Source organism: Microbacterium tumbae, assembly GCF_054780175.1.
Window position 1 is genome coordinate 635,294 of the sequence record NZ_BAAGWV010000001.1, and the last position, 18,662, is coordinate 653,955.

General features: G+C 70.1%; 16 protein-coding genes. 1 reads left to right on the top strand and 15 read right to left on the bottom strand.

Features of this window, described 5'->3' with window-relative positions; all coding sequences use genetic code 11:
* Positions 1–33: 33 nt before the first annotated feature.
* The 6 genes from ACYVGQ_RS02975 to hutH form a co-directional block, all read right to left on the bottom strand.
* Positions 34–4,200 carry a discoidin domain-containing protein gene (locus ACYVGQ_RS02975; RefSeq protein ID WP_460783029.1) on the bottom strand — a complete coding sequence of 1,389 codons (4,167 nt, stop codon included), beginning with the start codon at positions 4,198–4,200 and terminating at the stop codon, positions 34–36.
* A gap of 235 nt (positions 4,201–4,435) precedes the next feature.
* Positions 4,436–5,593: an imidazolonepropionase gene (gene hutI, locus ACYVGQ_RS02980; protein WP_460783030.1), complete on the bottom strand. Its 1,158-nt coding sequence runs from the start codon at positions 5,591–5,593 to the stop codon at positions 4,436–4,438.
* The gene (locus ACYVGQ_RS02985; protein ID WP_460783031.1) at positions 5,590–6,906 is read right to left on the bottom strand and encodes a formimidoylglutamate deiminase; all 1,317 of its coding nucleotides are present in this window, start codon (positions 6,904–6,906) and stop codon (positions 5,590–5,592) included. Before ACYVGQ_RS02985 ends, hutI begins: the two co-directional genes overlap by 4 nt.
* Positions 6,903–8,105 carry an allantoate amidohydrolase gene (locus ACYVGQ_RS02990; RefSeq protein WP_460783033.1) on the bottom strand — a complete coding sequence of 401 codons (1,203 nt, stop codon included), beginning with the start codon at positions 8,103–8,105 and terminating at the stop codon, positions 6,903–6,905. The genes ACYVGQ_RS02985 and ACYVGQ_RS02990 overlap by 4 nt, the downstream gene beginning before the upstream one ends.
* A complete protein-coding gene (hutU, locus tag ACYVGQ_RS02995) occupies positions 8,105–9,763 on the bottom strand; it encodes a urocanate hydratase (protein ID WP_460783034.1) in 1,659 nt (552 codons plus the stop codon). The genes ACYVGQ_RS02990 and hutU overlap by 1 nt, the downstream gene beginning before the upstream one ends.
* Complete coding sequence (hutH, locus tag ACYVGQ_RS03000; protein ID WP_460783035.1) at positions 9,760–11,331, bottom strand: histidine ammonia-lyase; 1,572 nt, start codon at positions 11,329–11,331, stop codon at positions 9,760–9,762. The genes hutU and hutH overlap by 4 nt, the downstream gene beginning before the upstream one ends.
* Positions 11,332–11,432: 101 nt before the next feature.
* Between hutH and ACYVGQ_RS03005 the strand changes: the two genes are divergently transcribed.
* Complete coding sequence (locus ACYVGQ_RS03005; protein WP_460783036.1) at positions 11,433–12,203, top strand: IclR family transcriptional regulator; 771 nt, start codon at positions 11,433–11,435, stop codon at positions 12,201–12,203.
* A gap of 116 nt (positions 12,204–12,319) precedes the next feature.
* Here the strand turns inward: ACYVGQ_RS03005 and ACYVGQ_RS03010 are convergent, their stop codons facing one another.
* From ACYVGQ_RS03010 to ACYVGQ_RS03050, 9 genes are all read right to left on the bottom strand, one after another.
* Positions 12,320–12,748 (bottom strand): hypothetical protein, encoded by a 429-nt coding sequence (locus ACYVGQ_RS03010; protein ID WP_460783037.1) that lies wholly within the window; start codon positions 12,746–12,748, stop codon positions 12,320–12,322.
* Positions 12,749–12,779: 31 nt separating this feature from the next.
* Positions 12,780–13,256 (bottom strand): cucumopine synthase-related protein, encoded by a 477-nt coding sequence (locus tag ACYVGQ_RS03015; RefSeq protein WP_460783038.1) that lies wholly within the window; start codon positions 13,254–13,256, stop codon positions 12,780–12,782.
* A 38-nt stretch (positions 13,257–13,294) separates the two neighbouring features.
* Positions 13,295–13,726, bottom strand: coding sequence for a hypothetical protein (locus tag ACYVGQ_RS03020; RefSeq protein ID WP_460783039.1), 432 nt, complete (start codon positions 13,724–13,726; stop codon positions 13,295–13,297).
* 28 nt (positions 13,727–13,754) lie between these two features.
* Positions 13,755–14,243, bottom strand: coding sequence for a cucumopine synthase-related protein (locus tag ACYVGQ_RS03025; protein WP_460783040.1), 489 nt, complete (start codon positions 14,241–14,243; stop codon positions 13,755–13,757).
* Positions 14,244–14,285: 42 nt separating this feature from the next.
* Positions 14,286–15,062 carry an SDR family NAD(P)-dependent oxidoreductase gene (locus ACYVGQ_RS03030; protein ID WP_460783041.1) on the bottom strand — a complete coding sequence of 259 codons (777 nt, stop codon included), beginning with the start codon at positions 15,060–15,062 and terminating at the stop codon, positions 14,286–14,288.
* Positions 15,059–15,787, bottom strand: a complete 729-nt coding sequence (locus ACYVGQ_RS03035; RefSeq protein WP_460783042.1) for an SDR family NAD(P)-dependent oxidoreductase — start codon at positions 15,785–15,787, stop codon at positions 15,059–15,061. The genes ACYVGQ_RS03030 and ACYVGQ_RS03035 overlap by 4 nt, the downstream gene beginning before the upstream one ends.
* An 11-nt stretch (positions 15,788–15,798) precedes the next feature.
* Positions 15,799–16,575, bottom strand: coding sequence for an amino acid ABC transporter ATP-binding protein (locus ACYVGQ_RS03040; RefSeq protein WP_460783043.1), 777 nt, complete (start codon positions 16,573–16,575; stop codon positions 15,799–15,801).
* Position 16,576: 1 nt separating this feature from the next.
* Positions 16,577–17,494 (bottom strand): amino acid ABC transporter permease, encoded by a 918-nt coding sequence (locus tag ACYVGQ_RS03045; protein ID WP_460783044.1) that lies wholly within the window; start codon positions 17,492–17,494, stop codon positions 16,577–16,579.
* A gap of 75 nt (positions 17,495–17,569) precedes the next feature.
* Complete coding sequence (locus tag ACYVGQ_RS03050; RefSeq protein WP_460783045.1) at positions 17,570–18,475, bottom strand: ABC transporter substrate-binding protein; 906 nt, start codon at positions 18,473–18,475, stop codon at positions 17,570–17,572.
* Positions 18,476–18,662: the final 187 nt, after the last annotated feature.

Here is an 18,662-nt window from a genome sequence, read left to right on the forward strand (position 1 = left end):
CCGCACCGCCGCCTCGGCGGTGCGGGACACGGATCAGTCCTGCATGCCGAACGCCGAGCGCCGCCGCCGCACGACCAGCAGAGCGCCGGCCGCGAGGAGGAGAACGCCCACGGCGAGCGACCAGCCGAGCACGACGCCCGTGTTCGCAAGACCGTCGTCCGATCCGGAATCGCCGCCGGAACCATCAGCGTCGTCCGATCCCCCGGAGCCGCCGTCCGAACCCGAGTCCGGATCCTCGCCCGGATCCGTGGGCACCGCGGCGACCTCCCCGGAGAACGCGCGGGTCGACGCGTCCCCGATGCCGTTGGAGGCCGAGACCGTGAAGGCGTAGCGACCCACCGCCGTCGGAGCGCCGCCGAACACGCCGGTGTCGGGGTCCAGCGTGACGCCGTCGGGCAGCGCACCCTCGGTCACGGCGTATGCCGGCGCGGGGGATCCTGTCGCCTGCAGCGTGCCGGTCGCCGCCCGCCCGCTGACGAGCGCCGAGAGATCGCCCTCGATCGCACCGGGGGCCGTGTCGTCGACGGCGCCCGGAGCCAGCACGCGCAGCGCGCTCAGACCGGGGTCGCCCTCGGACCACCTCGTCGTCAGCGCCACGTAGCGCGCGCTCGCGTCGACGACGACCGCGCCCTGGATCGTGCCCGCATCGATCGTTCCGACGTCGCGGAACGCGATGCCGTCGTCGCTGACCGAGACCGTCGCGGCCGGTGCGCCCTCGCCGCTCCACAGCGTCGTGACCGTGCCGATCTCGGAGGCGGCGCCGAGATCCGTCACCATGCGGCCATCCGGCCCAGGGATCCACGCCGTGCGGGCGTCTCCGTCGATGGCGCCCTGCGGCGAGCTCATGCCCTCCGGCAGCACGGATGCCGGGAACGTCAGCGTGCTCAGCGCCAGGTCCGGCACCGGGAACGGCGTCGCACCGGGGAAGCTCGCGGCGGCCGCCACCTTGGGCGCACCGATGGGCAGCGCACGGGTCTCCCCCGTCTCGGCGTTGGTCACCTCCAGCGTCGCGGCGAGCGCCTGAGCGGATGCTCCAGCGCGAGCAGCCATCCCCGCGGCGGCGATGCGCACGGTCCGCCCGTCGACCACGGTGACGACGGCGTCCGCCGTCTTCGCGACCTCGGTCGGGATCGAAGCCCGCGGCGCGAGGACCGTCGCCTGTCCCGCCGGCACCGTCACGGTGAGGACCGAGGCATCCGCCCCGAGCTCCTGCTCGCCCTCGAACAGCGACACGGCGTCACCGGCGTAGGGGATCGTGACTGCGGTCGTGACGTCTGCGCCGCTGAGGTTGAAGGCGGTGAGGTATCCGTCGAGCGAGCTCACGAGCAGGCCGTCGGCCGAGGGCTGCGCCGCCGCCTCCTGCGCGGCAGTCGCGGCCGCATCGCCGGGCACCATCTCGACGAGGAAAGGACGGTCGCCCCCGCCGAGCCGCAACGTGTTGACACCGGCCTTCTCGGCCGACACCGTGATCGGGGCCTGGGCGTCGCGCACCACGTACCCCGCCACACCCTCGACGTTGACCCACGAGCCGTCGGTCGACGTCACCTGATCGCCCGTGTAGCGGAAGCTCGCGGCGTCATGCCACGTCTCACCATCGGCGGAGACCTGGATGCGGTACTCCCGCCCCGCTGCGGATTCCCATCCCAGCTGCACCTGTGCGATCTCCGTCGGAGCGCCGAGGTCGACCTGGATCCACGAGTCGGACCGTGTGCGGTCGGTCTTGGAGACGGCCCAGCGCGAGGCCGGATCGCTGTCGGTCACGCTCGACGGCGCACGCCCGGCGTCGGCGCTCGACGCCGTCGCCGGCCTGCCGGCCGCCGCATCGACGCCCGCCGGGGTCAGCGCTCGCATCGTGTAGAGGGAGTAGCCGTAGGCGGGATCGCCCTGCACGCCCTGCATCCGCACGAACCGCGCCTCGACGGGGGCCGGCGCGCCGGCATCCTGCGGCGTGAGGTCGACGGTGTCGAGGCGCGCGACGTTCGCGTCGGCGGAGCCGGTGTACGCACTCTGCGTGGTCCACGTCTCGCCGTCGGACGACGTCTGCACCAGGTAGCGCTCGCCGGCGCTGGCCTCCCAGGCGAGCCGCACAGAGCCGACCGTCCTCTCCGATCCCAGGTCGACCTGGATCCAGGAGTCTGCCCGCGTGCGCTCGGCGACGGAGACGGCCCAGCGGGTCGTGGGGCTGGCGTCGGTGACGGTCGACGCGGGCTTGGTCGGATCCTCGCTCGAGGCGGTCGCGGTGCGGCCTGCCGCGAGGTCGGTGGTCGCCTCGGCATCCGCCCCGTAGGCGTGCAGCGAGTACAGCGAGTATCCGTAGCGGGCGTTGCCCTGCTGCCCCTGGATGCGCACGAAGCGCGCCGGGACCGGGGCGAACGCGATGTCATCGATGCGCGCGGCGTTCGCGTCGACCGGATCCGGCGGCGTCACGACGGGGAGCGTGTCCGTCGCCGATCCCTCGGCCGTGTAGTAGGTGCGAGACCCGTCGAGGCCGTTGTAGCCGCCGAGGTCGAGGTTGCGGACCGAGACGGTCCCATCCTGCCAGCCGGCGCCGGTCGAGGCGTACAGCGCCGCCCCCGTGGGCAGCGTGACCTGGCCGGCGTACTCCTCCCCGATGCGGAAGACGGATGCCGTGCCCTCGAAGCCGTCGCGCGGCCCGGTGTATGTCGACGTGCGACGGTCGTCCACGGTCGCCGCAGAGTTGGGATAGAGGTACGGCGTCGCCCCCGACAGGGCGAACAGCCAGGAGTCGTGCTGCGGGACCCACGGGAACTTCAGGAATCCCTTCTTGCTGGATGCCGCGGCCCAGGCGTTCGCGGACTGCTGCACCGACAGACCGGGGCCCGCACCGAAGTCGCGCACGCCGGAGAGCCGCTCGAAGAACTCGTCCTCCGGCGTCGGCTGCACGATGCCCTCGTCCGAGGCCGCGGCCTCGACGTGCAGGAGATACGAGATGGCGATCTCGGCACGCGCCTCGGGCTCGTACTTGGGCTCGCCCGAGAACTTCGCGAGGCGGTCGACGGGTGCGTAGGCCTGGTAGGCCTCCAACGAGGCCGCCATGCTCGCCTCGGCTCGCACGGCGTCGGGATCGCGCAGCACCTGACCGAGGAAGGCCATCGGGATCACGTCGCGCCCGTAGAGGTACTCGCGGTCGTTCACCATCGGCATGAACGGCTCGCCCTGGCCCGACATGACGAGCTTGATCGACTCCCAGAGCTCCGCCGAGTTCGGCTGGTGCTTCAGGTACTCGGGGATCGGCTGGTCGTTCAGGATGAACTGGATCGCGTTGCGCCCTCCGGAGCGCCAGATGTCGGACTGGTAGTGCGGGCCGAACGAGCCGTGGTTCTCGACGAGATAGGTGTCGTAGATCGTCTGCATCGTGTTGGTCGACACCGGCTTGCCCGCGACGATCGCCGGGTTGTTGAGGTCGGCGGCGGGCTGGCCCGCGGCGTTGCGCGCCCAGTCTCCGAGCTGCGTGTTCCATCGCGAGGCGTCCGCGTGGTCCGGCGCCCAGGCCAGACCGGGCGCGAGCGCCTGGGTGTAGACGCCCGCCTCCTCCTGCGCCGTGTCGCCCTCGTGCTTGCCCGTGGGCCAGTCGGCCGTCCACGAGCCGGAGAGCGGATCGTCGCCGTGGTTCAGGTCGGAGGTGTACTCCGACTGTCCGACCGCGATCGTCTCGAGGTTCCTCCTGGTCTCGTCATCGAGCTCGTCCCACAGCAGGCGTCCTGCGTCGAGGAAGTAGGACTGGAACGTCGAGTCCCAGAAGAGCCGCTTGCCCCAGGTGCCGTTCGGGTCGACGAACCGGTTCTCCGCGGCATAGTGGCGGATCGTGTCGACGGTGCGCTGCCGCAGCTGCTCCTTCGAGATGCCCGCGACCTCGGCGTCGTACTCGCCGTGCGTGAGCAGCACGGCGTTGCCGAGCACGACGGCGAAGTTGAAGTCCTTGAACTGATAGGCGCCGATCGCCGGATCCCACACCGTGTTCACCCAGCGTGTGTGGCGCAGCAGCGCCGCGTAGTAGTCGGCCGCGATCTCGTCGGGCGCGCCGAACGCGGCAGTGCGAACCGCTGGGCCCGCCGCGGTCGCCTGCTGCGCCGGCACGAGGGCCGCGAGCGGCGTCACGACCGCGGCCGCGACGACGAGGGTGAGCGCACGCCGCCATAGGGCGGCAGGGCGGATGCGGGCGAGGCCGGAGCGGGCCATGGGCGTCTCCTGGAATCGGCGGGCCGTCATGGCGCCGCGGTCGGGTCGACAGGAGCCATGGCGGTCGATTCTGGCATGACAACGCTGTCAGAGCGGGTGCAGCCACACTATCGCCCCGCGGGATGGGACGTCAAGAAGTGCTCCGCGCGCCCCGATCGGCTCCGCATCCGCACCAGCGCGGTCGGCTCCGCCCGTCCGCATGCGGATGCCGGATGCCGGATGCGCCGAACGGACGTCACACCATCGATTCGGAGAACACCTCGCCGATCAGGGGGACGCCGGGCCGGTAGGCCAGATGGATGTAGCTCGGCGCGTTCAACACCACGAGATCGGCACGCGCACCGATGCGCAGCACCCCCACGTCGTCACGGCGCAGGGCCGCCGCTCCCCCGGCCGTCGCCGCCCACAGCGCCTGCGCGCACGAGAGGCCCATGTCCCGCACTGCGACGGCGATGCAGAACGGCATCGAGGAGGTGAAGCTCGATCCGGGGTTGCAGTCGGTCGCCAGGGCGATTCTCGCCCCCGCGTCCCAGAGCCGACGGGCATCGGGATAGGGCTGGCGCGTGGAGAACTCCACGCCGGGAAGCAGCGTCGCGACGGTGTCCCCGGAGCCCAGCGCCTCGACGTCGGCATCCGACAGGAAGGTGCAGTGGTCGACGGCGGCCGCGCCGAGCTCCACGGCGAGGCGCACACCGCCCGACTCCGCCAGCTGCCCGGCGTGCATCCGCATCCCGAGTCCTCGTGCCGCGCCTGCGCGCAGGATCGTCCGCGCCTGATCCTCGTCGAAGGCACCGGCCTCGCAGAAGACATCGATCCAGCGCGCATGGGGGGCTGCCAGCCTGAGCATGTCACCCGTGACGAGCTCGACGTAGCCCGCGGGATCGTCCGCATACTCCTCAGGCACAACATGTGCGCCGAGAAAAGTGGTCTCCGAGGTGACCTCTCGCGCGATGCGGAGGGAGCGCTCCTCGTCGGCGACGGTCAACCCGTATCCGCTCTTGACCTCGAGCGTCGTCGTGCCCTGCGCCCGCATCTCCGCGACGAGACCGGCGAGGCGCTCCCGCAGGAAGCCGTCGTCGGCCTCGCGGGTCTGCGAGACGGTGCGACGGATGCCCCCCGCCGCATAGGGGCGACCGGTCATCCTGTGCTCGAACTCCTCAGACCGATCCCCCGCGAAGACGAGGTGGCTGTGGCTGTCGACGAAACCGGGGATCACGCAGCGGCCCTGCGCGTCGAAGCGTTCGTCCGCTGCGGGGGCGGACGCCGCATCTCCGATCCATGCGATACGACCGCGGTCGACCACGATCGCCGCGTCCCTGCGCTCCGCGGTGAGCTCTCCGGCCTCGGGGTCGTTCGTGACCAGGAGCCCGATGCCGTCGATGAGGAGCGTCATGAGCGCACCGCCTCGATCGCGTCGGCGAGGAGCCGTCCGACATCCCCGAGCAGGTGCACCCCGTCTTTCACGATCGCCCTCCCGTCCACGACGACGTCGGTGACGTCAGCACCCGTCGCGGCGAGCCACAGCTGCTCGGCCGCGACCCCCGCCGTGCGCGGCGACCGAGGGGAGACGGCGACCAGGTCGCACACGGAACCCACGTCGATGCTCCCGCCGTCCCAGCCGAGCGAGCGGTAGCCCGCGCTCGTGGCGGCGGCGAGCAGTTCCGCCGGCGAGAATCGGCCGCGTTCCCCCGAAGCGAGCCGTTCATCCATCTCCAGTCCGCGGATCTCCTCGAAGGGGTCCACCACCGCATGCTGGTCGCTGCCCAGACAGAGTCGCGCCCCTGCGCCGTGCAATGCGCGGCCCGGTCCGATGCCGTCCGCGAGGTCCCGCTCCGTCGTCGGACAGAAGCACGCTCCCGCACGCGCGGCGCCGAGCAGCGCGACGTCGGCGTCGCTCAGATGCGTGGCATGCACCGCGGTGAAGCCCTCGTCTAGGAGCCCCGCGTCCGCCAGGCACCGCGTCGGCGTTCTTCCGGTTGCGGCGTGCACCTGCTCGTTCTCCGCCGGCTGCTCGGAGACGTGCGCATGCAACGGCACGCCGCGCGTGGAGCGCGCGACGTGCGCCAGGTCCTCGGCATCCACCGCGCGCACGGAATGGACCGCCGCTCCGATGAGCGCGGTCCTGGAACCGCTCAGCCGCTCCCTGCGGGCCTCCCAGGCAGTGACGGATCCGTCGCTGAAGCGCCGCTGCTCCGGCGAGAGGGGTACGGTCTCGCCCCGCCCCGTGAGACCTCCGCGCAGGTACAGCGCATCCAGGAGCGTGATGCGGATGCCCGCCTCGCGCGCAGCCGCCAGCAACGACCGCTCCATGTCGGCATCGTCGTACGGCGACCCGTCTGGCCGACCGTGCACGTAGTGGAACTCTCCGACCAGGGTGAATCCCGCGCTGACCATCTCGGCGAAGACGGCGCGCGCGAGCGTCCGATAGTTCTCGGGCGTGAGCGCGGCAGAGACGGCGTACATCCGCTCGCGCCAGTTCCAGAAGGTGCCGCCATCGGCGTGCGTCGTCCCGCGCAGGGCACGGTGGAAGGCGTGGGAGTGGACGTTCGCGAGTCCTGGCAGCACGACACCGCGCAGGACGGCATCGCCCACGACGGCCTCCACTCCGCGTTGGACGGACACGATCACCCCCTCCTCCTGCCGGATGCGCACGTCGGCCACGATCGTTCCGTCGATCACGGCCTGCTCGCACCAGAAGGCCTTCATCGATCCGCCCGCTCTCGGATCGTGGTGATGAGAGCGGCGACGCCCTGCTCGCAATCGCCATCCTCCGCGTGCTCTTCAGGGGAGTGCGAGACGCCGGTGGGATTTCGCACCAGGACCATAGTCGTCGGGACGCCGGCGAGCGCGAGCACCCCGGCGTCGTGCCCCGCCCCGCTCGGCAGCACCGGGACTCCTCCGAGCGCAGCGGCGACCTCGTCCGTGAGGCTCGGATGGAAAGCCGTCTCCGCCGTCCACGACTCCTCGGACGGGATGAGACCCGTGGATCCGCGAACGGCGGCCAGCACCCGGCGCACCGTGCCTTCCTCCGCGGCACGCGCGTCGATCCACAGCGACGCACTGCCCGCGATGGCGTTGACCGCTCCGGGATCCACCTGCACCTTGCCGACGGTGGCGAGCGCGCCCTCCGCGAGCGCGGCCTCCCTGACGGCGAGAACGACCCTGGCCAGGTCGATCATCGGATCGCGCCGAGCCCGCATCGGCGTCGTGCCGGCGTGGTCCTGCCGTCCCGCGATGTCGACGCGCCAGCGCCCGTGCGGCCAGATCCGGTCGGCAACGCCGATCGGAGCGTCCGCCGCAGCGAGTCCGAGCTGTCCGCCGCGGGAGGGAAGGTGCCCCTGCTCGATGTGAAGCTCGATGAACTCGCCGATGCGCCCCACCCGCTCAGGATCCGCACCGACGTGTGCCGGATCATGACCCGCCGACGTCATCGCCTCCGCCAGCGTCGTGCCCTCGGCGTCGGCGAGCCCCAGGGCGCGATCGCGTTCGAGTGCTCCGGTCATGAGGCGGGATCCTCCGCAGGCGACGCCGAACCGCGCCCCCTCCTCGTCGGCGAAGGCGACGACCGCGACGGGGCGCGACGGCACGAAGCCGTCCCGGCGAAGCGCCTCGACCGCGGCGAAGGCGCTGGCGACGCCCAGCGGACCGTCGAATCCGCCCCCGTTCGGCACGCTGTCCAGATGCGACCCGACCACCAGTGCGGGGCCGGGCGCCTGCGGGCTCCACCAGGCCCACAGGTTGCCGTTGCGATCCGTCTCGGCTTCGAGATCGAGGGCGTCCGCGCATTGGAGGAACCACTGCCGGCACTCCAGGTCGGCGGGCGACCACGCGAAACGCTCGTATCCGCCGGCCGCGCTGCGTCCGACATCCGCGATCTCCCCGAGGAGGCCAGTGACGCGCGCCATCAGCTCTCCGTCATCGGGACGCGGACGCCGAGGCGCTCCGCGACGGCAGTCGCCTGGTCGTATCCGGCGTCGACGTGGCGGATGACGCCCATGCCCGGGTCGTTCGACAGCACGCGAGCGAGCTTCTCCGCGGCGAGCGGGGTCCCGTCCGCGACAGACACCTGCCCCGCATGGATCGACCGGCCGATGCCGACACCGCCACCGTGGTGGATCGACACCCACGACGCCCCGGACGCCGTGTTCACGAGAGCGTTCAGCAGCGGCCAGTCGGCGATCGCGTCTGAACCGTCCTTCATCGCCTCCGTCTCGCGGTAGGGGGAGGCCACCGACCCGGCGTCGAGATGATCGCGGCCGATCGCGAGCGGGGCGGAGATCTCCCCGGAGGCGACGAGTTCGTTGAAGCGGAGCCCCGCCCTGTCGCGCTCGCCGTAGCCGAGCCAGCAGATCCGCGCGGGGAGTCCCTGGTACTGCACCCGCTCGCCAGCCATCCGGATCCACTTCGCCAGCGGCTCGTTCTCGGGGAACAGCTCGAGGATCGCCCGGTCGGTCACCGCGATGTCCGCGGGGTCTCCGCTGAGCGCCGCCCACCGGAACGGGCCCCTGCCCTCGGCGAAGAGCGGACGGATGTAGGCGGGCACGAAGCCGGGGAAGGCGAAGGCGTCCGCGTAGCCGGCGCTGAGCGCCTCGGTACGGATGTTGTTGCCATAGTCGAAGACCTCCGCACCGCCCTTCTGGAAGCCGACCATCGCCTCGACCTGGGCGGCCATCGACTGGCGTGCCGCTGTCGCGAACCCGATCGGGTCGGCTGTGCGCGTCGCGTCCCGCTCTTCGAAGGAGTACTCCACCGGGAGATACGCGAGCGGGTCGTGCGCGCTGGTCTGGTCGGTGACGACATCGATCTCGGCTCCCATGCCCAGCAGCGCCGGGAACACGGATGCCGCGTTGCCGCGCAGGCCGATCGACAGCGGCGTGCGCGAATCGCGCGCACGGTAGGCCAGCTCGAGCGCGTGCTCGGGATTGCGCGCCTCGATGTCGAGGTAACGGTGCTCGATGCGGCGGGCGATGCGCGAGGGGTCGACGTCGACGCAGATCGCGACGCCGCCGTTCATCGTGACGGCCAGCGGCTGGGCGCCGCCCATGCCGCCGAGCCCGCCGGTCAGCGTGACGGTCCCCGCCAGGCTCCCCCCGAAACGCTTGGCCGCAACGGCGGCGAAGGTCTCGTAGGTGCCCTGGAGGATCCCCTGCGTGCCGATGTAGATCCAGGACCCCGCGGTCATCTGACCGTACATCGTCAGGCCCAGGTGCTCGAGCCTCCGGAACTCGTCCCAGTTCGCCCAGTCGCCGACGAGGTTGGAGTTCGCGATGAGCACGCGCGGCGCCCACTCGTGCGTCTGCATGACCCCGACCGGACGCCCCGACTGGACGAGCAGGGTCTCATCGCCTCGCAGGGTGGTCAGGGTGCGGGTGATCGCATCGAAGCTCGCCCAATCCCGCGCCGCCTTCCCCGTTCCGCCGTAGACGACGAGTTCGTCCGGGTGCTCGGCGACCTCGGGGTCGAGGTTGTTCTGCAGCATGCGAAGCGCGGCCTCCTGGGGCCAGCCGAGCGTGTGCAGCGCTGCCCCACGGTGAGCGCGGACGGGGCGGGGTCCGGATGTCATACGAGTTCTCCTCCTGCGACAAGGGCGGCCTCTCGGGCGGCCGCGAGCAACGATCCGTCCACGACCAGCTCGTGGGCGGCTGCGATCTCCGGCGCGAGATGACGGTCGGTGCCGGGTCCGGCGACCGCCTGACGGAGCCGAGCGACCACCGCGGCGCTGACCGGCGACGGGTCCAGCGGCGCGCGCATGTCCATCGCGCGCGCCGCGGTGAGCAGTTCGATCGCGACCACGCGCGAGAGCCCGTCGACCGCACGGCGCAGTTTGCGGGCGGCCGCCCATCCCATCGAGACGTGGTCCTCCTGCATCGCGCTGGAGGGGATCGAGTCGACGGATGCCGGGACGGCGAGCCTCTTCAGCTCGCTGACGATCCCTGCCTGCGTGTACTGAGCGATCATGTGACCGGAGTCCACGCCAGGGTCGTCGGCGAGGAACGCGTTGAGGCCGTGGTTGCGCGCGACGTCGAGGAAGCGGTCGGTGCGCCGCTCGCTCATCGAGGCGAGATCGGCGGTCACGATGGCGAGGAAGTCCAGGACGTAGGCCACCGGGGCGCCGTGGAAGTTCCCGTTGGACTCCACTCGTCCGTCGAAGGTCACCGCCGGGTTGTCGACCGCAGAAGCCAGCTCGCGCGAGGCGACCTGCTCGGCGTGCGCGATCGAATCGCGTACCCCGCCGTGCACCTGGGGTGCGCAGCGCAGGGAGTAGGCGTCCTGCACCCGGGTGAAGCCGGTGGGCTGGGCGAGCATCCCCGACCCGGCCAGGACGGCGCGGATGTTCGCTGCGGACGTGCGCTGTCCGGGGTGCGGTCGCAGCTCCTGAAGATCGGCGGCGAAGACGGCAGCCGTCCCCCGCAGCGCTTCGACGCTCATGGCCGCGGCGACGTCGGCGGTGGTGATGAGGGCCTTCAGGTCCGCGAGCGCGAGGACGAGCATCCCGAGCATCCCGTCGGTGCCGTTGATGAGCGAGAGCCCCTCCTTCTCACGCAGCTCGACCGGCGTGAGACCTGCGGCGGCGAGGGCCTCGGCGGCCGGCATCCGCACCCCCTCCGCATCACGCACCTCGCCCTCGCCCATCACGGCGAGCGCGCAATGGGCAAGCGGGGCCAGGTCCCCGGAGCAGCCGAGGCTGCCGTACTCCCCGACGATCGGCGCGATCCCGGCGTTGAGCACGGCCGCATACGCCTCGGCCACCGAGGAACGCACGCCTGTGCGCCCGGTGGCCAGCGTCGACAGCCGCAGCAGCATGAGCGCACGGACCACCTCGCGCTCGACCTCCGGACCGGACCCCGCAGCATGGCTGCGCACGAGTGAGCGCTGCAGCTGAGCGCGCAGCTCACGAGGCACGGACTTGCTCGCCAGTGCGCCGAATCCGGTGGAGACGCCGTAGTGCGGCCGGGTGTCGGAGGCGAGCCCGGCGACCACCGCCGCGCTCTCGTCCATCGCAGCGACGGCTTGGTCGGCGAGGACGACCGGCGCATCACGGCGGGCGACGGCGACGACCTCGTCGAAGGCGAGAGCGCCGGTGCCGATGACGACCGTGGTCGCGGGGAGGAGGGTCATTGCGGTGTCCATGTCTTCATCAAAGCCGTCCGGGCCCTGCATCGGAGGGGCCAGGAGCAAGAAAGTGTCCCGTATCCTGGACATGCAACACAGTGGACACGAAGGGACGCCCGATGCCCGTTCCCGCCCCTGCCGCCGCCGCCGTGCTGCGGATCCTTCAATATCTCTCGCGGCAACGTGGGCCCGTTCCGGCTTCCACGATCGTCGAGGCGCTGGGCATGGCACGCTCCCGCGTCTATCAGCTGCTGACCGTGATGGAGGAGTTCGGCTTCGTGATCCACTTCCCTGCCGAGCGACGCTGGGGTCTGGGCTATTCGGCATCAGAGCTCGGCAGCGGCTTCACCCGCAGCACGCCCATCGTCTATCTCGGCGTCCCGCTGCTGGCACGACTCGTCGCCCGCGTCGGCGAGACCGCGCATCTCACCGTGCTCACCGGCAACGAGGTCGTGTACCTCGCCGAGCATCGCGCACCCCGCCGCCCTTCGCTCGTCACCGATGTCGGCGTGCGCCTTCCCAGCCATCTCACCGCCAGCGGTCGCGCGATCCTCAGCAGGCTCCCCCGTCGCCAGGTGATCGCCTTGTACCCGGACGCCGCATCGTTCACCTCGCGCACGAGCAGGGCACAGCCGCGATCCGTCCGGGAGCTCGCCAACGCCCTCGCGGAGGTGCGCGCACGAGGATGGGCCGAGGAGGACGGCGAGGTCACCGAGGGATTCGCCTCGGTCGCCGTGCCCGTCGTCGATCACGCCGGATGGCCCATCGCGGCGATCGCGGTGACCTATCCCTCGGACAGCGGCATCGACCGCTCGGCGGTCGTCGAAGAGGAGCGCCGAGCGGCCGCCGCACTGTCCCGCGCTCTCGGCGGGACAGCATCACAGAGCTGAGGCCTGCTCGCTCTGGAAGATGCGATGCGGACCGTACGTCGTCGTGGGACACGCGAACGGCCGCCCCGTGGGGCGGCCGCAGCGAGTCTCCCGGCGGCGCGCGCCGGGATCGGGGCTCACTCGGACAGGACCTCGAGCGAGACGATCTGCCCCTGCTGGAGCCAGTTCCGGTGGCCGACGAGGGCGAGCTCGAGCTCGCCCTCGATGACCTCGCCGATGTAGCTGATCTTCAGCGGCTCCTCGGCGAGGTCGTCCCCGTACACGACGCAGAACTGCTGGCGGGGGCTGTACCAGCACACCGAGCCGCGCGCATACCCCTTCTCCTTACGACGCATCGCCCCGACCTCCTCGGTGAGATAGACGTTCTCCCAGGGGGCGACGATCGGCATGGTCCAGAAGACCATGTCCCCGATGATCTTGCCGTGCTGGAGGATGCCCTTCTGGGGCAGCTGCTCGGCGAGCGCGGCCGCGATCCCCGGCACCAGCTCGTCGAAGACCTGGATGGTGCAGACCTTGACGTCGTCGACCGACATGATGAGCTTCATGACGTGATTCTCCTTCTCTTTCTCGTGCCGCTCAGGCGCTCACGCGCTTGAAGCCGTTGGCGACGCCCCAGGGGAAGACGGCGTCCACCCACATGTGGACCTTGTTGACGTAGCTGATCGCCGCGCGTGTGAGGTCGAGGAACTCCTCCAGCGTCTCGGCGGCGTTCACGCCCTCGACGTAGCGCGCGACGTGCGCCCCCGCCTCCGGCATCCCCACGAAGTCGAAGAAGGCCGCCTTGTAGCCGACGATCTGCGTGATCAGCAGCTGCAGCGTCTCCAGGTCCATCGTCCTGGTCTCGCTGACCTCGATGATCCCCCACAGGATCTCGTCGGAGAGGGTGCGCGCCTCCCCCTCGGCGAAGATCAGCGTGGAGAGGTACTGGCCGTGCGCTCCCGTGTTGCGGGGGATGATGCCCTTGCCCATGTTCCTGATCTCCTGGGGGCACTCCAGCCAGATCTTCTCTCGCTCGGCATCAAGCTCTGCGATGACGTCTGTGACGATGCTCATACTGCTTCCTTACTCTGTGGTCCGGTTGTGGTTCGGGGTCAGGCTTCTTCGCGGATGCGGAGCTCGACGAACTTGTCCTGCTTGCGCCAGGTCTCCTCGCCGACGAGCTTGAGCGCGGTGAGCCCGTCGATCACCTCGCCGATGTAGCCGTTCGCGAGCGGTTCGATCGCGAGGTCGTCGCTGTAGGTGACGCCGAAGACCTGACGGGGGCTGTAGAAGACGACCGTCCCTGCGACGGTGCCCTTCTCCTTGCGCCGCAGCTCGGCGAGGTCCTCCGTCATGATGAGGTTCTCCATCGGGATGACGAAGGGGAGGACGGCGAACAGCTGGTCGCCGACGAGGGTCGCGTGCTGGAGCTTGGTGGTGATCGGCAGACGCCGGCGGAACTCGGCGACGGTGTTGGGCACCATGTCCTCGAAGATGCGGATGCCGCAGACGTACTCGCCGTCGACGATGAAATCGATGATCATTGGGGTCTCTTTCTGAGTCGGAGGGGGGTCAGAGGGTCTGCTTGGCGTCGGCGCGGGGGAAGGCGCTGGCAATGCCCCACGGGAACACGCTCTGGATCCACATGTGCACTCGATTCGTGTACGACAGCGCCGCCCCGGTGACCGCGGCGAACTCCTCCAGCGTCTCCGCGGCGCGAGCGCCCTCCGCGTAGCGGTGGATCCACTTGCAGGTCAGCGGCAGGCCCACGAAGTCGAAGAAGTCCGCCTTGTAGTCCACGATCTGGCTGACGAGCTTCTTCATCGTGCCCAGATCGGTCTCCGGGTCGTGCGCGACCTCGATGAATCCCCAGAGGATCTCGTCGGCGAGGGTGCGCGCCTCGCCCTCGGCGTAGAGCAGCGAGGTGAAGTACTGCTTCTTCGGTCCGGTCAGGCGCGGGATGATCCCGTTGCCCAGATCCCGGACGTCCTCGGGGAGGGTGAGCCAGATGCGCTCGCGCTCCGCATCCAACTCGGCGATGACAGTGTCGACGACAGACATGGGTGTCCTTTCGTTGTGTGGGGAATCGGTCGATGCCAGGCGCTAGATGTGCACGCGCCCGCCATCGAGACGGAGGGTGACGCCGGTGATCGATGCGGGCGCCTCGATGAGGAAGATCAGCGCATCGAGGACGTCCCCCGGCGAGGTCTCGCGCACCGGGATCCCTTTGATGACGGTGATGTCGGCGGCGGCCGGAGACTCGCCCCGTGCGAGGCGCAGGGCGTCATTGACCCCGTCGTCCGAGCGGTGGAACTGCGTCGGGGCGATGCTGTTGCACTGCACATGCGGGCTGAGCGCCACCGCCAGCTGCTCCATGAGCCGGGCGAGGCCCGTCTTGGCCACGACGTGCGGCACGAGCTCCGGCCATGCCTCCGTGAGCGAGTTCCCGATGATGGCGAGGATCCGGCCGCGGCCCTGGGCGATCATCCGCCGCGCAGCTGCCCTCGACAGGAACAGCGGGCCGCGCAGGTTCACGCCGAAGGAGGAATCGACGTCCTCGGCCTCGAGGTCGAGGAAGGGTTTCGGGCGGAAGGTGCTCGCGTTGTGCACGAGGACGTCCAGCCTGCCCTCCTCCGCGACGATCAGGTCGATCATCGCGGTCGAGCGCGTCTCATCGGTGATGTCGGCCTCGACCGCCCTGATCCGCCCTGCGAGCCCCGCCGCTTCGGCCTCCGCGACGACGGCGGCCGCCTGACCCGCCTGTCCGGTGTGGTTGATGTAGACGGTGGCGCCCTGTGCGGCAAGACCACGGGCGATCGCCGCCCCTGCACGCTCCGCCGCCCCGGTGACCAGCACCACCGTGTCCGCGATCCGGGTCATACCCGCTCACCTCCGGCAAGCGACACGGTCTGCCCTGTGATCGCGGATGCCGCGGGCGAGAGCAGCCACAGCGCGGTCCGGGCGATGTCGCCGGGCGTCGGCATCGGGAGGACCCTCCGCAGCTCCCCGATCCGGTCGAGGTCGCGGAACTCGTCGATCTCGTCGGCGAGGTCATTCGCCGCCACCGCGACGCGTCCCGGGCTGATCACGTTGGCCCTGACGCCGGCGGGCCCCTCCTCCAGGGCGAGCACATGGGTGAGGGCGGTCGCCGCCGCCTTGCCCGCCGCGAAGAGCCCCAGCCCGGGGTGCAGCCGGGTCGAGAGCGCTCCGCCGAGGAAGACGACGGATCCCCGCGCACGCCGGATTCCCGGCAGGGCGGCGCGGACGAGGTGCGCATGGCAGCGCACGCCGAGCAGGCCGGCGGCCAGCGCCTCCTCTGTCATGGCATCGTGACGTTCCGCCGGGACGGCCGGCCAGGCCGCGTTGACCAGATCCTGCGGGGAGCCCCACTGCTCGGCCAGGGCTTCGAAGGCGTCGACCACCGCCTCCGCATCGGCGAGATCGGCCTCCACCACGGCGTGCGCACCAGGGTCCTTGAGGCTCTGACGCAGACGCTCGGCGACATCGCGCCGGCTCCTGGTGTGGACGGCCACGCGGTATCCGGCATCCGCGAAGACCGCGACCATGCTGCGTCCCAGCTCCCCGGTCGCGCCGGCGATGAACACCCGCCGGCCGTTCAATGCAGCCCTCGCGAGAGGAAGGCCTGCATCCGCTCGGTGCGGTTGTCCTCGAGCACCTCCGCCGGCGTGCCGATCGCGTCGATGAGACCGTCGACCATGAACACCACCTGGTCCGACACCTCCCTGGCGAAGGGGATCTCGTGCGTGACGACGATCATGGTCGTCGTCGAGTCGTCGGCAAGGCGCCTCATGACGTCGAGGACCTCTCCGACGAGTTCGGGATCCAGGGCGCTCGTGGGCTCGTCGAACAGGATGAGCTCCGGCTTCATCGCGAGCGCCCTGGCGATCGCGACCCGCTGCTGCTGCCCGCCCGAGAGCTGGCCGGGGTACTGATCCGCCTTCGCCGACAGACCGACGAGCGCGAGGAGATCGCGAGCATCGGCCTCGACCTCTCTCCTCGGGCGCCGCTGGACCACGACCGGCCCCTCGATGAGGTTCTCCAGCACCGTCTTGTGCGGGAAGAGATTGAAGTTCTGGAACACCATTCCGATGCGCTGCCGCTGGCGGCAAAGCTCGCGGTCGGTGAGCTCGTGGTATCGGTCGCCGCGCTTCTGATAGCCGATGATGTCCTCGCCGACGCTGATCGTTCCGGAATCGATCGGGATGAGCCGGTTGATCGACCGCAGGAGCGTGGATTTCCCGGAACCGCTCGGGCCGAGGATGGACGTCACCGTGTTGGCCGCGGCGTGGAAGGAGACGCCCTTGAGCACCTCGTGGTGCTGGAACGACTTGCGGACGTCTCGGACGTCGACCGACTGGCTGGTCGTGGTCATCTCAGGCCGCCTTTCCGGTGCGGATGAGTCGGGTGAGGAGGCTGCTCTGCCGGGCGGCGCCCGCGGATGCGGCGACTCCTCGACCGAAATGCGCTTCGATGTGGGACTGCCCGTAGCTGAGCACCGTGGTCAGCACGAGGTACCAGATCGATGCCGTCAGCAGCAGCGGAATGACCTCGAAGGTTCGGGAGTAGATGCTCTGGGCGCTGTACATCAGATCGGCCAGCGCGATGACGGATACGAGAGATGTCGACTTGAGCATCCCGATCGTCTCGTTGCCCGTCGGCGGGATGATGACGCGCATGGCCTGCGGGAGGACGATGCGGCGGAACGACTGCGCGCGCGTCATCCCGATGGAGGTCGCGGCCTCGCGTTGCCCCTCCGAGACGGACAGGATGCCGGCGCGGATGATCTCCGCGAGGTAGGCCCCCTCGTTGAGACCGAGCCCGAGGATCGCGGCGAGGAGCGGAGTGATGATGTCGTTGGTCTTCGCCTCGAACCACGGCTCCATGAAGGGCAGTCCGATCGAGATGTCGGGGAAGAGGTAGCCGAGGTTGTACCAGAACACCAGCTGCACCAGCACGGGAGTGCCTCGGAAGAACCACACGTAGAAGCCGCTGGCCAACCGGAGCGTCCTGCTCTCGGAGACCCGCATGACGGCGATGACGACGCCGAGGGCGAGCCCGACCACCATCGCCACCGCGGTGAGCTCGACCGTCATCAGCAGCCCGGCGAGGATCTTGGGGTCGAACAGGTACCCCGCGACGACCGGCCATTCGAAGCGCTCGTTCGTGATGACGATGTACGCGGCGCCGAGCGCGATCAGCACGACGATCACGACCCCGGCGATCCGCCAGGGGTGCTTGAGGGCGATGAAGTGCACGGCCTCTTCGGTCGGCGACTCTGTCTCGGATGTCATGGTGCTCCGGCTTCGTCCGATGCGGATGGGAGGTGGGGCCGGGAGGCCGCCGCGGCGGCCTCCCGGCGCTGCGGCTCAGTCGAGCGGACGGGTGGTGGCGAGGTTGTTCCCTGGCTCCTCGAGCGCGAGGATCTCCATGCCCCAGTCTGCGAGGATCTTGTCGTAGGTGCCATCGGCGATGACCGCCTCGAGACCGGCGAGCCAGGCATCCTGCAGTTCCGCGTCATCCGGCGCGATCGCGGCGCCGAGATACTTCTGCGGGAAGGACTCGATCGCCCAGTACGTCACGGGGGATGCGGCGGTCTGCGCCATGTAGGCGGCACCGGCCGTGCCGAGCACGAGGAAGTCGATGCGCTCGGAGTTGAGGGCGCTGTACGTGTCGGCCGCGTTCGGGTACTCCTGGATGACGACGGGGTCCCGTCCGTCGGCCTCGCACTCGGGGTTGAGGATGTCGGCGACCTTGTCGATCGTGTCGAAGCCGGTCTGAGCGCCCATCGTCTGACCGCACAGGCTCAGCGGGTCGCCCTCCGTGATCGGGCCTTCATAGGATTCGAGCGTGACGGCGGCGGTCTTGTCGTAGATGTAATTGACGAAGCTGACCTGCTCCTCGCGCTCGGCACTGTCGCTGATGCACTCCATGGCGAGGTCGTAACGGCCCGACTGCACGCCGGGGATGAGGCTGGCGAACTGCGTGTTCTCGATCTCGAGAGTGACCCCGAGCTTCTCCGCGATGGCGTCCCAGAGCTCGACCTCGTAGCCGATCATCTCGTCCGATCCCTCCTCGAAGAACTGACACGGGGGATAGTTCGCGTCCGTCGCGAGAGTGAGGGTCTCGCCGGCGAAAGAGGAGGCGACTTCCGCCTCACCGTTCTCCGGCTCGGACTCGGTGGGGGCGTCGGGCGTGCCGCAGGCGGTGAGCGCGAATGCGACAGCCACCGCCATGCCGGCGATCACGCCGACACGGGAGTTCCTGGTTCTCATGTGTGCCTTCTCCTGATACGTCGATGAGGTCGGGTAGAGCTCTGCTTCCGCCTGTCGGAGGCCCGGAAGTAGTCGCAATGCTAGGAGCCGGGCCGGCGCGCCGACGGGGCCGATCCCGCAAGGGTGTCTGAGATACCGGACTTCACCGTCATCCGTTTCGGCCATGTTTCTGCGGTGTTTACTTCTT

Bases quoted from the DNA above. Each gene is read 5' to 3' on its own strand.
- ACYVGQ_RS02975 (WP_460783029.1), bottom strand. From the start codon at position 4,200: ATGGCCCGCTCCGGCCTCGCCCGCATCCGCCCTGCCGCCCTATGGCGG.
- hutI (WP_460783030.1), bottom strand. From the start codon at position 5,593: ATGACGCTCCTCATCGACGGCATCGGGCTCCTGGTCACGAACGACCCC.
- ACYVGQ_RS02985 (WP_460783031.1), bottom strand. From the start codon at position 6,906: ATGAAGGCCTTCTGGTGCGAGCAGGCCGTGATCGACGGAACGATCGTG.
- ACYVGQ_RS02990 (WP_460783033.1), bottom strand. From the start codon at position 8,105: ATGGCGCGCGTCACTGGCCTCCTCGGGGAGATCGCGGATGTCGGACGC.
- hutU (WP_460783034.1), bottom strand. From the start codon at position 9,763: ATGACATCCGGACCCCGCCCCGTCCGCGCTCACCGTGGGGCAGCGCTG.
- hutH (WP_460783035.1), bottom strand. From the start codon at position 11,331: ATGGACACCGCAATGACCCTCCTCCCCGCGACCACGGTCGTCATCGGC.
- ACYVGQ_RS03005 (WP_460783036.1), top strand. From the start codon at position 11,433: ATGCCCGTTCCCGCCCCTGCCGCCGCCGCCGTGCTGCGGATCCTTCAA.
- ACYVGQ_RS03010 (WP_460783037.1), bottom strand. From the start codon at position 12,748: ATGAAGCTCATCATGTCGGTCGACGACGTCAAGGTCTGCACCATCCAG.
- ACYVGQ_RS03015 (WP_460783038.1), bottom strand. From the start codon at position 13,256: ATGAGCATCGTCACAGACGTCATCGCAGAGCTTGATGCCGAGCGAGAG.
- ACYVGQ_RS03020 (WP_460783039.1), bottom strand. From the start codon at position 13,726: ATGATCATCGATTTCATCGTCGACGGCGAGTACGTCTGCGGCATCCGC.
- ACYVGQ_RS03025 (WP_460783040.1), bottom strand. From the start codon at position 14,243: ATGTCTGTCGTCGACACTGTCATCGCCGAGTTGGATGCGGAGCGCGAG.
- ACYVGQ_RS03030 (WP_460783041.1), bottom strand. From the start codon at position 15,062: ATGACCCGGATCGCGGACACGGTGGTGCTGGTCACCGGGGCGGCGGAG.
- ACYVGQ_RS03040 (WP_460783043.1), bottom strand. From the start codon at position 16,575: ATGACCACGACCAGCCAGTCGGTCGACGTCCGAGACGTCCGCAAGTCG.
- ACYVGQ_RS03045 (WP_460783044.1), bottom strand. From the start codon at position 17,494: ATGACATCCGAGACAGAGTCGCCGACCGAAGAGGCCGTGCACTTCATC.
- ACYVGQ_RS03050 (WP_460783045.1), bottom strand. From the start codon at position 18,475: ATGAGAACCAGGAACTCCCGTGTCGGCGTGATCGCCGGCATGGCGGTG.